17 protein-coding genes (1 of these 17 cut by a window edge) are annotated in these 12,749 nt (G+C 42.2%); 14 read left to right on the top strand and 3 right to left on the bottom strand.

Going from position 1 to position 12,749, the window contains the following annotated elements; translation table 11 throughout:
* Positions 1-11: 11 nt before the first annotated feature.
* From rpsK to rpsI, 9 genes are all read left to right on the top strand, one after another.
* Positions 12-410, top strand: coding sequence for a 30S ribosomal protein S11 (rpsK, locus tag GOP56_RS16945; protein WP_003333762.1), 399 nt, complete (start codon positions 12-14; stop codon positions 408-410).
* A 158-nt stretch (positions 411-568) separates the two neighbouring features.
* Complete coding sequence (locus tag GOP56_RS16950) at positions 569-1,513, top strand: DNA-directed RNA polymerase subunit alpha (RefSeq protein ID WP_003333761.1); 945 nt, start codon at positions 569-571, stop codon at positions 1,511-1,513.
* A gap of 126 nt (positions 1,514-1,639) precedes the next feature.
* Complete coding sequence (gene rplQ, locus GOP56_RS16955; protein ID WP_003333760.1) at positions 1,640-2,002, top strand: 50S ribosomal protein L17; 363 nt, start codon at positions 1,640-1,642, stop codon at positions 2,000-2,002.
* 151 nt (positions 2,003-2,153) lie between these two features.
* On the top strand, positions 2,154-2,990 hold the full coding sequence (locus GOP56_RS16960; RefSeq protein ID WP_031309258.1) for an energy-coupling factor transporter ATPase: 837 nt from the start codon (positions 2,154-2,156) through the stop codon (positions 2,988-2,990).
* Positions 2,966-3,844: an energy-coupling factor transporter ATPase gene (locus GOP56_RS16965; protein ID WP_003333758.1), complete on the top strand. Its 879-nt coding sequence runs from the start codon at positions 2,966-2,968 to the stop codon at positions 3,842-3,844. Before GOP56_RS16960 ends, GOP56_RS16965 begins: the two co-directional genes overlap by 25 nt.
* Entirely contained in the window at positions 3,841-4,644 is an 804-nt protein-coding gene (locus GOP56_RS16970) for an energy-coupling factor transporter transmembrane component T family protein (protein ID WP_003333757.1), read from the top strand. Before GOP56_RS16965 ends, GOP56_RS16970 begins: the two co-directional genes overlap by 4 nt.
* Positions 4,641-5,381 (top strand): tRNA pseudouridine(38-40) synthase TruA, encoded by a 741-nt coding sequence (truA, locus tag GOP56_RS16975; RefSeq protein WP_163246105.1) that lies wholly within the window; start codon positions 4,641-4,643, stop codon positions 5,379-5,381. The genes GOP56_RS16970 and truA overlap by 4 nt, the downstream gene beginning before the upstream one ends.
* Positions 5,382-5,575: 194 nt before the next feature.
* Positions 5,576-6,013: a 50S ribosomal protein L13 gene (rplM, locus tag GOP56_RS16980; protein WP_003333755.1), complete on the top strand. Its 438-nt coding sequence runs from the start codon at positions 5,576-5,578 to the stop codon at positions 6,011-6,013.
* Between the two features lie 20 nt (positions 6,014-6,033).
* Positions 6,034-6,426: a 30S ribosomal protein S9 gene (rpsI, locus tag GOP56_RS16985; RefSeq protein ID WP_003333754.1), complete on the top strand. Its 393-nt coding sequence runs from the start codon at positions 6,034-6,036 to the stop codon at positions 6,424-6,426.
* A gap of 136 nt (positions 6,427-6,562) precedes the next feature.
* On the opposite strand, the gene GOP56_RS16990 is transcribed toward rpsI, so the two are convergent.
* Entirely contained in the window at positions 6,563-7,018 is a 456-nt protein-coding gene (locus GOP56_RS16990; protein ID WP_163246106.1) for an SRPBCC family protein, read from the bottom strand.
* Positions 7,019-7,232: 214 nt separating this feature from the next.
* Here GOP56_RS16990 and cwlD point away from each other — a divergent pair, with 214 nt between their 5' ends.
* Positions 7,233-7,955 carry an N-acetylmuramoyl-L-alanine amidase CwlD gene (cwlD, locus tag GOP56_RS16995; protein ID WP_022585110.1) on the top strand — a complete coding sequence of 241 codons (723 nt, stop codon included), beginning with the start codon at positions 7,233-7,235 and terminating at the stop codon, positions 7,953-7,955.
* Positions 7,956-8,108: 153 nt separating this feature from the next.
* Complete coding sequence (locus GOP56_RS17000; protein WP_003333751.1) at positions 8,109-9,212, top strand: P-loop NTPase; 1,104 nt, start codon at positions 8,109-8,111, stop codon at positions 9,210-9,212.
* 81 nt (positions 9,213-9,293) lie between these two features.
* Here GOP56_RS17000 and gerD read toward each other — a convergent pair whose 3' ends face one another.
* Complete coding sequence (gene gerD / locus GOP56_RS17005; protein ID WP_163246107.1) at positions 9,294-9,917, bottom strand: spore germination lipoprotein GerD; 624 nt, start codon at positions 9,915-9,917, stop codon at positions 9,294-9,296.
* A gap of 128 nt (positions 9,918-10,045) precedes the next feature.
* Between gerD and GOP56_RS17010 the strand changes: the two genes are divergently transcribed.
* Complete coding sequence (locus tag GOP56_RS17010) at positions 10,046-10,669, top strand: KinB-signaling pathway activation protein (protein ID WP_003345181.1); 624 nt, start codon at positions 10,046-10,048, stop codon at positions 10,667-10,669.
* A gap of 101 nt (positions 10,670-10,770) precedes the next feature.
* On the opposite strand, the gene pdaB is transcribed toward GOP56_RS17010, so the two are convergent.
* Complete coding sequence (pdaB, locus tag GOP56_RS17015; RefSeq protein ID WP_022585107.1) at positions 10,771-11,544, bottom strand: polysaccharide deacetylase family sporulation protein PdaB; 774 nt, start codon at positions 11,542-11,544, stop codon at positions 10,771-10,773.
* A 137-nt stretch (positions 11,545-11,681) separates the two neighbouring features.
* On the opposite strand from pdaB, the gene GOP56_RS17020 reads away from it, so the two are divergent.
* The gene (locus tag GOP56_RS17020) at positions 11,682-12,302 is read left to right on the top strand and encodes a stage II sporulation protein M (RefSeq protein WP_163246108.1); all 621 of its coding nucleotides are present in this window, start codon (positions 11,682-11,684) and stop codon (positions 12,300-12,302) included.
* Positions 12,303-12,524: 222 nt separating this feature from the next.
* Positions 12,525-12,749: the 5' portion of a hypothetical protein gene (locus tag GOP56_RS17025; RefSeq protein ID WP_003333745.1), read on the top strand. Its footprint extends 6 nt past the window's final position; 225 of the gene's 231 nt are visible here — the first part of the coding sequence; the start codon lies at positions 12,525-12,527; the stop codon falls past the right edge of the window.

Genomic DNA, 12,749 nt, shown 5'->3' on the forward strand with positions numbered 1-12,749 from the left:
GGTAAATTAACATGGCTAAAAGAAAACAAGTTGCGACTCGTACACGTCGTCGCGATCGTAAAAATGTTGAAGTTGGCATAGCACATATCCGTTCTACGTTCAACAACACTATCGTTACGATCACAGACCCTCATGGCAACGCAATCTCTTGGTCCAGTGCTGGTGCCCTCGGCTTCAGAGGTTCCCGTAAGAGCACTCCATTCGCAGCTCAAATGGCTGCTGAAACTGCAGCAAAAACTGCAATGGATCATGGAATGCGTTCTTTGGAAGTACTAGTTAAAGGTCCTGGTGCTGGTCGTGAGGCTGCTATCCGTTCATTGCAAGCTGCTGGTTTGGAAGTTAACATGATTAAAGATGTTACCCCAATCCCACACAACGGCTGCCGTCCACCAAAACGTCGCCGCGTGTAGTCGGGTTTATAAAGCTCAGAACTTGTCCATAATAGAATGGTAGATTCTGCTTTTTTGGCTTGACATGCATGCAAACGGTAAACCGCCGAAAGAAATTCCTGAGTGGGTCCCTAGGCCCACCCTTGAATTTCGACGTTTTGAAGGAGGGTTTGTTAAGAATGATAGAAATAGAAAAACCTAGAATTGAGGTTGTGGAGTTAGACGACGACAACTTGTACGGCAAATTCGTCGTTGAGCCCCTTGAGCGTGGTTACGGTACAACCCTTGGCAATTCACTCAGACGGATTTTACTGTCTTCTTTGCCAGGCGCGGCGGTTACTTCTGTTCAAATTGACGGAGTACTACACGAATTCTCGACTGTCGAGGGAGTAGTGGAGGACGTAACTGAAATCATCCTCAACATCAAGGGTCTTGCGCTTAAGATCCATTCTGATGAAGAAAAAATTCTTGAGATTGATGCTGAAGGCGAAGGCGTTGTGAAAGCAGGAGATATTCGTGCTGATAGTGATGTGGAGATTTTAAACCCTGATCTGCATATCGCAACGTTAGCAAATGGCGGTCGTCTGCATATTCGCATGACAGCAGGGCGCGGTCGTGGGTATGTTCAAGCAGATGGCAATAAATCTGAGGATCAACCAATTGGTGTTATTCCAATTGACTCCATTTACACTCCAATCAAACGTGTTAACTATCAGGTTGAGAATACCCGCGTAGGGCAAATGACTAACTATGATAAATTAACATTGGAAGTTTGGACAAATGGAAGCATCCGCCCTGAGGAAGCTGTTAGCCTTGGAGCCAAAATCATGACGGAGCATCTTAACTTGTTTGTTGGTTTGACTGACGAAGCGAAAGATGCTGAAATCATGGTCGAAAAAGAAGAAGATAAGAAAGAAAAAGTCTTAGAGATGACTATCGAAGAGCTTGATCTTTCTGTTCGTTCTTACAACTGCTTGAAACGCGCTGGTATCAACACGGTTCAAGAGTTAACTCAGAAGTCTGAAGAAGATATGATGAAAGTTCGTAACTTGGGACGTAAATCTTTAGAAGAAGTTCAAGAAAAACTTCAAGAGCTTGGTCTAGGACTACGTAACGATGACTAAGAGCTTTTAGCATAGTTATCTATACAGATGCTACTATCCACTCCTTGTCTTGGGAGAGGGTCAAATCTGGTGTGAAATGCTGATGCATATTAAGTCACAACATACCAGAAAGAAGGAGGTTAGAACATGGCATACCGTAAACTTGGACGTCGTTCTGCGGCTCGTAAAGCTCTGTTCCGCGATTTGGTAACAGATCTTATCATCAATGAGCGTATCGAAACGACTGAAATGAAAGCGAAAGAACTACGTTCTATCGCTGATAAAATGGTCACTCTTGCAAAACGCGGTGATCTTCATGCACGTCGTCAAGTAGCTGCTTTCGTTCGTAACGAAGTTGCTACTGAGGAAGGCAAAACAGCTGTTCAAAAACTTTTCGATGATATCGCACCACGTTTCGCTGAGCGTAATGGTGGATACACTCGTATCCTTAAAGTTGGTCCTCGCCGTGGCGATGCTGCACCAATGGCTTATATCGAATTAGTTGAATAGTAACTGGTTGCTAGAGAAAGGGTGAGGACAGGGTCTGGTTTTGCCGGGTTCTGATTCAACCCTTTTTTCTTTTATCCAGATTTAGTTCCAAAAACATCTTGTAATTTTGCCTGTGACGAGGGATGTGAGGACTTTGAAAGAACAATCTAACATGATTCAGGCTAGTGGGCTTTCTTTTCAATATCACTCGGAGCTAGCAGAAGCATCCCCCGTGGTAAAAGGTATAGACTTTTCTATTCAGGAAGGTTCTTTTGTTTCAATCATTGGACATAACGGCTCTGGCAAATCGACGTTAGCAAAGCTTATGAACGCTTTGTTGGTACCGACTGCAGGGGTACTGACGGTCACAGGATTTTCTACTGACGATGAGGAACGATTATGGGACATCAGACAGCAGGTAGGTATGGTGTTTCAGAATCCAGATAATCAAATCGTTGGTACGATCGTCGAGGATGACGTAGCCTTTGGGCTTGAGAACCTTGGTATTGAAGCAACTGAGATGCGTAAGCGTATTGACGAATCCTTAGAATCGGTTAAGATGACAGCCTACCTGAAAAGCCAGCCTCAACGGCTATCTGGTGGGCAGAAGCAGCGTGTTGCGATTGCTGGAATTCTGGCAATGCGCCCGTCCATTATTATTTTGGATGAAGCCACAGCTATGCTTGACCCACAAGGAAGGAAAGAAGTTATTCAATTGGTTCACCGGTTGAACCGAGAAGAAGGGCTCACAATCGTTAACATTACACATTTTCCTGAAGAGACATTAGAGTCTGATCGCATTATTGTGATGGATCAGGGGAAGATTTATGCGGATGGTACTCCTGTTGAAGTGTATGCTGACGTAGAGGGTCTGAAGGCTATTGGTCTGGATGTTCCCTTTGCAGGAAGGCTTCGTCACACTTTAAGGCAACAAGGTATAAAACTTCAGACTGTACTGGATCAAGAGGAGTTGGTTGACGAATTATGCAAATATCTTTTGAAAATGTGACCTATTTGTATGGAAAAGGGACTCCGTTTGAAAAAGAGGCACTTTCGCACATCTCCTTTACTATCCCATCGGGTTCGTTTGTAGGTATTATTGGCCAAACCGGCTCCGGAAAATCAACTTTGATACAGCATCTGAACGGTTTAATTAAGCCGACAGAGGGTACTGTGCGGGTCGGCGAGATGGTTGTTACTCCGACAACGAAAAAAACGCGTAATTTGCGCCGCCAGGTGGGGCTCGTGTTCCAATATCCGGAACATCAACTTTTTGAAGAAACTGTACTTAAAGATGTGATGTACGGTCCACTAAATTATGAATTACCCGAACAAATGGCTTATCAAAGGGCAAAAGAATCGCTTGAAATTGTGGGACTTTCCTTCGATGAGGTTAAAGATCGCTCTCCTTTCCATTTAAGTGGGGGACAGATGCGCCGTGTTGCAATTGCAGGGGTATTGGCCATGCAACCAAAAGTACTTGTTCTAGATGAACCGACCGCAGGACTAGATCCTGCTGGGAGGAAAGCCATCTTAGAAGGGATTTATCAGATTCATCGAGAACAAAAGCTCACTACTTTACTGGTTACCCACAGTATGGAGGAAGCTGCTCGGTATGCTGATTATCTTCTGGTATTGGCTAAAGGAAGAATCGCGATGGAGGGTACACCTACAGACATTTTTAAAGAGCAAGCTGCTTTGCAAGAATTAGCTTTAGATGTACCTGAAACAGTCTCTTTTCTTCATCGATTAAATGAAAAGCTTCCACACAATAAGCGATTGCCGCTCTCTTTATACAAAGAAGAGGATTTATCCTCCTATCTGCTTGATCTACTCAAGCAAGGTAAGGGGGATGTTCAATGAGCATGCTACAAAATTTTGCTATCGGCCAATATATACCCGGGGATTCCTTTGTACACCGCCTAGATCCGAGAAGTAAATTTCTATTTATTATCGTATTTGCTATGGTTGTTTTTATGGCGAACAAGGCGGAAATCTACGGATTCTTAGTAGCTATTCTCTTGCTATGCTTGTTTATGTCGAAACTATCGCTTTCCTATATTCTTCGTGGCTTAAAGCCAGTCTGGTTCCTGCTATTGCTAACCGTCATTTTGCAACTCTTGCTTACGAAAGGTGGGCAGGTGTATGTAAGATGGGGGTGGTTCAGCATAGAAGAGGAGGGTGTGCGTCAGGCCTTGTTTGTGTCGATGCGATTAGGGCTATTGGTTGTAATCAGTTCATTGCTGACTTTAACCACTTCACCTATTGATCTGACGGATGGGGTAGAACGAATGTTTGGCCCTTTAAAAAAATGGGGTCTTCCTGTTCATGAAATGGCGCTCATGCTTTCCATTGCGATTCGGTTTATCCCGACGCTATTGGAAGAGACAGACAAGATTATGAAAGCACAGATGGCTAGAGGTGCTAATTTTGATAGTGGAACACTGTTGAGCCGGGCGAAAGCCATGGTTGCTATTGTGATTCCGCTGTTTATTAGTGCATTTCGCCGAGCTGAGGATTTAGCATTAGCAATGGAGGCAAGAGGGTATCGTGGGGATATTGGACGTACAAAATTACGTCAATTGCAATTCAGTTATCGAGACGGCATCCTGTTGTTATTTATGCTGGTTCTTGTGGTAGTTGTAGGATGGTGGAGAACATGAAACGATTAAAAGGTATTGTTGCCTATGATGGAACTGATTATAGTGGATTTCAAGTTCAGCCTGAACAAGTAACCATTCAAGGGGAGATTGAGGCAGCGATTATGCGCATTACTGGCGAGACGATTCAAATTCACGGGTCTGGTCGTACAGATGCAGGTGTTCATGCCAAGGGTCAAACCTTTCACTTTGATACCAAATCAACCATTCCCATAGAAAAATGGTGTTGGATTCTTAATAATCAGCTACCTAACTCGATTGTCATTCAAACAATAGAGGAGGTAGAGCCATCCTTTCATGCTCGATTTGACGTTAGAGAGAAGGAATACCGATATTGTATCAACAATACTCAGGTGCCAGACATCTTTCGCCACCGCTATGCTTGGCATGTTCGCTATCCGCTAGATGTGGAAGTGATGAGACAAGCTGCCACCCATTTGATAGGAACGCATGACTTTACTTCTTTTTGCTCTGCAAGGACGCATGTGGAGAATAAAGTGCGTACCATTTATGACGTGAAAATTGAACAAGAAGGAACACTTCTTTGGATTATTTGTCGCGGCAACGGGTTTTTATATAACATGGTAAGAATCATTGCGGGAACCTTGCTCAATGTTGGAGAAGGAAAGCTAAGTCCAGATCATATTCCTCGTATTCTTGCAGGGTGCGATCGGGAATTGGCAGGACAGACAGCACCTCCCCATGGTCTTACAATGTGGGAAGTATTTTACAAGGAATAGCCCATTCGTTTTCCTTGACTCTCACATGATCTATATAGTATGATAACTAATGGTATTTTCATACCCGCTAGCCCCACTCTAGCCCCGGGATTGAAAATTGAGTTAGTACGAATTAGGATACACAAGGTAAAGTTGTTCACCGTTGCAGCTTTGGCCTTTAACATTGAACGGCAAGATATCTAGGAGGGACAAACATGCGTACCACATATATGGCGAAAACGCAAGAAGTTGAGCGTAAATGGTACATCGTTGACGCTGAAGGCCAAACTCTTGGTCGTCTTGCGAGCGAAGTAGCATCTATCCTACGCGGTAAACTAAAGCCTGAATTTACACCACACGTTGACACTGGTGATTTCGTAATCGTTCTTAATGCTGACAAAATTAAGCTTACTGGTAAAAAACTTACTGATAAAATGTACTATAGACACTCCATGCACCCAGGTGGTTTGAAAGCAACTCCTGCTGGTGAAATGTTGAACAAACGCCCAGATCGTTTGTTCGAATTGGCTGTTAAAGGTATGCTTCCTAAAAACAGCTTGGGACGTCAAATGTTCTCAAAACTTAAAGTATATGCAGGTACTGAGCATCCACATGCTGCTCAAAAACCAGAAGCATGGCAAATTCGCGGCTAATAAAAGGGAGGAAATGACTCGTGGCACAAGTTCAATACTACGGTACAGGTCGTCGTAAACACTCCGTAGCACGCGTTCGCTTGGTACCAGGCGAAGGTCGCATTCTGATCAACAAGCGTGATATGGATAACTATTTTGGTTTGGAAACTTTAAAGCTGATCGTAAAACAACCACTAGTTCTTACTGAAACTCTAGGTCACTATGATGTTTTAGTAAACGTTGGTGGTGGAGGTACAACTGGTCAAGCAGGAGCTATCCGTCATGGTGTTGCTCGTGCATTGCTAAAAGCAGATCCAGAACTTCGCGGTGCTCTTAAACGCGCTGGATTCTTGACTCGTGACCCTCGTATGAAAGAACGTAAAAAATACGGTCTTAAAGCGGCTCGTCGCGCGCCTCAGTTCTCTAAACGTTAATTTTACTGTTATCATAAGGATCCAAGCCTCAAATCATTTATTGATTTGGGGCTTGTTTTCTTTTGATCAAGTAGTGTCATGTCTAGACCATAATTTGACCGTACTTATGTTATTCCTCGAAGAAATTCTTTGTTCATTAGCTACTTGGTGCTGTCATTCTTTTATTAAGCTGCTCAAGCACAAGTGGCCACGCTTGTTCATGTTGGTCTCTGGACTCTTGATCTGGAAATCCGGCATGGGTAAGACGGAGCAGTGTAGCATTGCTATGTGACTCAAGCTCAACCGTGACAACTGTTTCAGCCCCCTTTGTCCCTTTACCCCCAGTGACCCAGGTTAATTCAACCAGACAGTCCTGCTCAAGTCTGAGAAATCTTCCATAATGAGGATGACGTTCCTCTTCAAATTGTGTCTCAAAAAAGAAGGGCGTGTTGACCACCCCTTTCATCCATACAGTTCCAGGAGCTGCAAACCAACGATCAAAGTGCTTTGTCCACGCTTGAAATAAAACATCTGGTGATAAATCCATTAGACGCTCCACCTTCAAACTATACGGTCGTTTTGAAAGATCAGGTATGGCAATAGGCTTTGGCATTCGTAAGCATTCCTTCCAGTAAGTTAAGGTAAAAGGTTGATCTCTTTATCATCTCCATATCACGCCATGCTATGAACAGCCCACACATTAAAGCCGTTACAGGTTGACATCAATCCGCATACTTTCCCGTCTGACTTTTATAGACAACCCCGTCATAATTGTCCATGTTAATCCATATGATGAAGAAGAGAATTGGACAAAGGGGCGGTTCGAAGTGACTAAAAAAGTAGTAGGGTGGGTACTCGCCTGCTTTCTGCTGGTCATCATATTTACGTACAAGTTACCCGCACATTCTTCTTGGTCCACCTGGACATTGCCTTTGGCAGGGACAGTAATAGCAATTGATGCGGGCCATGGTGGCGTGGATGGTGGTGCAGTAAGTAAGGATGGAAAAGTGGTTGAAAAAGATGTGGCATTGCCTATCAGTTTATATTTACGTGATTTTTTGCAGGAGTCAGGAGCTTATGTAATCATGACGCGTGAAGATGATAGGGATTTGTCATCAGAGGGTGCTAGTAAGCTAAGAAAACGAAAGTCGGAGGATATTCGCAATCGAGTGAAATTTATTAACGACAATGCTCCTGATTTTTTAGTTAGCATTCACTTAAACAGCATTCCGCAGGAGAAGTGGAGAGGCGCTCAAACCTTTTACTTCCCTGGTTTTCAAGAAAGTAAGAAAATGGCCTTTCTCATTCAGGATGAAATTAAACGGGTATTAGAAAATACCGATAGAAGCCCCAAGCAGACGGATGATATTTTTTTAATTCGGGAAGTAAAGACACCGTCAGTGCTTGTGGAAGTGGGTTTTTTATCCAATCTTGAAGAGGCAAGAAAATTGGAATCAGCAGATTATCAAAAAGCAATGGCAAACGCGATTTATCAGGGAATCTTGCGTCATTATGCGGGAGAAAAGAGCACAGCTACAAGCGCACCATAGTTTGGGTGTGCTTGTTTAGTCTGTAACTATGCTATAATGAGGGCAAAAATTAGGAAACAGCAAGGGAACACCATGTGATTTACTAAACTAGGCAACGGGTATATGCGTACCCCTAAGCCTGTTTCCCAACTAGAAAATCGAGGTGGATTCAACATGCTAACGAAAGAGAAAATTCTCGAAGCATTGCGTGACGTTAAAGATCCTGAGATAAATCGAAGTTTAGTAGAGCTTAATATGATTCGCAATATAGCGATTGAAGAACGGCATGTTTCTCTGGAAGTAGTGCTTACCATATCTGGCTGTCCATTAAAGGTAAAAATTCAAGATGACGTGGTGCAAGCGATTCGTGCATTGGGCGCGGAGCAAGTCGATGTTCGCTTTGGAGCCATGACAGAAGAGGAAAGGGCTGCGCTCAGCCAACAATTGCGTGGAGGGCAGGCTACAGCTTCTCAGGGCCAAGGACAGGGGCCTGGTCAGACAAATGTTTTGCATCCTATCCTTGCTGAAAATTCAAAGACAACATTTATTGCGATTACCTCTGGCAAAGGTGGAGTTGGTAAATCTACAGTTACGGTTAACTTAGCGGTAGCACTAGCACGTTTAGGTAAAAAAGTAGGAATTATTGATGCAGACATCTATGGATTTAGTGTTCCAGATATGATGAACATTGAGCAACGCCCTACGGTTATTGGACAGACCATTTTACCAGTAGAGAAGTTTGGTGTAAAAGTAATGTCGATGGGGTTCTTTGTTGAAGATAACTCCCCTATCATTTGGCGCGGTCCTATGCTGGGTAAGATGCTTCGGAATTTCTTCAGTGAGGTACACTGGGGGGAAGACCTTGACTATCTCTTGCTTGATTTACCCCCAGGAACAGGTGACGTAGCACTTGATATTCATACCATGATCCCGCAGAGCAAAGAAATTATTGTGACCACGCCTCATCCTACAGCGGCATTTGTAGCAGCAAGAGCGGGAGCTATGGCAATGAAAACAGGTCATAAAATTTTGGGGGTCGTGGAGAATATGGCCTGGTATGAAGCTAAGGATGGTTCCAAAGAGTATGTCTTTGGACGGGGAGGCGGTTCAAAGCTAGCGGAAACCCTGTCCTGTCCTCTGATCGCTCAAATCCCGCTTGGCCAACCAGAGAATCATCCGCAGGAGCCTGAATACTCTCCATCCATTTATAAAACCGAAAACGCTATTGGACAAATTTACATGCAGCTTGCTCAAGATGTCGATCGACTATGTAAATAACCAACAGCATCAAAGATTTAACAGAAGTATGCCCCGATAAAAAAAAGAAAAAGGTGAGAATAAGCTCACCTCTTTCTTTTTTTATCCACCCGATGATTTCTTTTTCTTCTCTTTCTTCTTGCCTTTTTTTCCTTCGTTTAAATTCTGAGGGTTCATCATATCCTCTTGGGCCTTCGTCATGATTTTAAGCATCTCTGCTTGAAACATGGGGCTTTCTAAGCTATCCTTCATGATTTGCATCGTTTGTTTACGATAGGCAGAGGTTTTCATCAAATCAAGTAAGCTTTTTTCATAATCAGGATCTTTGAGAATACTAAGCATCATTTGCTGATACTCAGGGTCTTTCATAAGCTCTTTTAACAGCTTTTTATTCTCATCCTTCATGGATTTAGCTAAGGTACTGGTGAACTTGGGATCTTTAAATGCTTGCTTGATGTGTGGATTGTCCGGTTTTGCTATACTTTGGATAAGCGTAGTACGCACAGTCTCGGGATTCATGATGAGATTTTTTTGGAAGCTTTCGTCTTTCATCATGGACTCCATGGTTTTTTTTGCTTCATCCGTTTGCAAAATATCAAGAACCATCGTCTTGGTGGATTTGTAATCAGGCTGGGGATGGCTTTGTGACGTTGTTCCACAGCTTGATAAGAGAAGACCACATGTAATCACAGGGATCAGGGCAACAAAGATATGCTTGTTTAACATTAGCAGGGAACACCCTCCTTTTACAGTCCTCAGCTATTTATAAAATGTGCAGTTTTTTGTTTTCTTACGCTAGAATTTTCTTGCATGCATGGTAAAATCATTAGGAGCCAATGAAGGAGGGACCAGCCTTGAGTTTGCGTAATTATGGATGGTTATTCGGTACAACACTGTTATTGGGTGGTATCGGCGGAATGCTTATGGGGTTAGTTACCCAGGAAAATTTATACCATGGTTCTATTGCTAATTTTTTTATGGGACTATTGATGAATTTGTTGTTAGGTTTAACGACTAGCATTGTAGCTCAAATGGGTTTCTTTGCGTATATGATGTTTAATTACCTTGTATTAAATTCAATGAAGAGCAAGGCTTTGCGAAAGAATATCCAAATTTTCTTTATATTATTTGCTTTTTTTGACATGGTTTATTTACGGTATATTGCTTTTGGACAAGGAAGCTCGGTGCTTCCATACTTTGTTGAACCTGTCTTGCTGCTGTCAATAGCGCTAATAACGGCATATGCGAAAGTAAAGATGACGAATCCAACGGCATGGGTACCTACAGTATTCTTTATTTTTGTGGTGACGGCTATTGAGTGGCTGCCTGCTTTAAAGCAAGATGATTTTAAAGCTATTGCTGTAATGGTGGTACCTTTGCTGTTCTGTAATGTTTGGCAGATTTTACAACTACATCGCTTAACTACGCGAACGGAGCAAACGAAGAAATCGAAAACAAAAACATCGAAATCTTTTTAATCTAGGCAAGGTTTACATATTTTACTTATGACAAACAAAAGGCTACTCCATCTGTGCGGGAGTAGCTTTTTGTTTAGGACATAGGCTTTGTTTTTTACGAATTACTTAATTTCCTCGCTTTTGATTTTTGATCCTGAAATTAATTCAGATACGGTCACGAATTCATATCCTTGAGACCGTAATTTGTCGATAATAACCGGTAGGGCAAGATGAGTTTGTTTGCAGGAATCGCTTGCATGCATCAAGATAATATCACCGGGATGGGCCTTTGAGACAACCTTTTGGATGATTCGATCCGTGCCAGGATTCATCCAGTCAAGAGAATCGGTATCCCATTGAATAACCATATAGCCCATGTCATTTGCTACGCGAAGCACCCGTTTATCAAAATCACCATTTGGCATACGGATTAAATTAGGCTTTTTCCCTGTTAGCTCAGTGAGAATGGTATCAGCTTTGCCGATTTGGGTCCGCATTTGTTCTTCAGAATAACGGCTATAATTATCATGCCGGTGACCATGCGAGCCAATTTCGTAACCGCCGTCAACAATTTTCTTTACCATTTCAGGGTGCTTTTGACTCCATGGAGAAGAGAGGAAAAAGGTAACCTTGTCGAGCTTCTTCTCTTTTAAAATATCGAGAATGGGCTGTGTCCGCGTTTCTCCCCAGCTAATGTCAAATGTCAGAGCAACCTTTTTTTCCTTTGTATCCACCTTATAAATGGCTTGTGGGCCTTTGTTTTTATCAACGGAGGCGGAGAAAACATGCAAGCTGTCACGTTCGGCATAAGCAATGCCTGCCCCAAGAATTAAGGCCATACAAATAATAAAAAACTGTTTTAACTTCTTAGAACTGATTACGAACATATACTTCATAATGATAAGCTACCTCCTTTTAGCAGTTTGTCCCCCTACATTTTATGCAATTTGGAAAAGGTTATTCTTTCGCATCTATGTGTATAAAAAGGTAAAATGAATGAAATGGATAGTTAAGTAAGATTGGAGTGGGTATAGTGAGGGGTTTTATTAGTGACATTTGGAGAGGAACACGCAAATATTTTGGAATTGCTCTCTTTATTCTGCTTGCAGGTGTAATTGTTGGAATGCTTAATTCAGCTAGTTTAAGTACGATTTTGGAAAAAATGATTGAACAGGTCAGAGAAGTTTCTCAAGGGCTCCAGTTGGAAAATAATATTTTTGCAACCATAAGAGTTATTTTTATGAATAACCTAATGGCGGCGATCATGATGCTGGGGATGGGGACGTTTTTTGCCATTTTCCCTATTTGGGGTTTATTTATGAACGGTGCTGTACTTGGATATATCTTAACAATGCCCAATCCAAAAGGGCTCAGCACATGGGAAATTCTTGTATATGGCATTCTTCCACACGGTGTTATTGAGATTGTTGCTATCCTTTTTGCAGCAGGGGTGGGGATTCGTTTTGGTGTATTATCATTTCGTTCAATTGGGGCACTTTTTGCACCACAAAAAAGGGATCGAGTAAAACGAGACTGGGGAGATAGTCTGCGCATTCTTTGGAAAACATTTATTTTGATTGTTGTCATGTTATTTGTAGCAGCGGTTATCGAGTCAGTAATAACACCTCAACTCCTGAATCCTCTTGTCAAATAATTGCATTGCAATGGAAAGCCGCTCAAATAGCGGTTTTTTTATTGCCCTTTTCACTGTCAGTGCCTGTATGTAGATTGATTTTTCGTAACGGGGGATTAAAAACTTCCCATATAAAGCGTTTTGTTTTTAATTGTATTAAAAAAAGTAATAGAAAAAATAAGAATAGGGAATGAGTCTACAGGAAATGATATACGTAGACTTATTTCCGGGAGATGATCATAGTTGTTAGGATTATTGCTTACTACAAAAGAATGTCAGGAAGTCGAATATCTGCTGAAACGCGAATTAGAGGAAATGTTACTAGATTTCGGGGATAAGCGAATTGATCATTTAGTTAAAAGGGCAATGGAAGAAAGATATGCAACATTATTTAGGATGTACGCTCGCTTTGCATCACCTAGAGAGCTTTCCAAATACGTGAGAAAAAAAAGTATAAAAGAAGAATCT

It is taken from the genome of Brevibacillus sp. 7WMA2 (assembly GCF_010748895.1).
In the GTDB taxonomy this organism is placed as follows: domain Bacteria; phylum Bacillota; class Bacilli; order Brevibacillales; family Brevibacillaceae; genus Brevibacillus_B; species Brevibacillus_B halotolerans.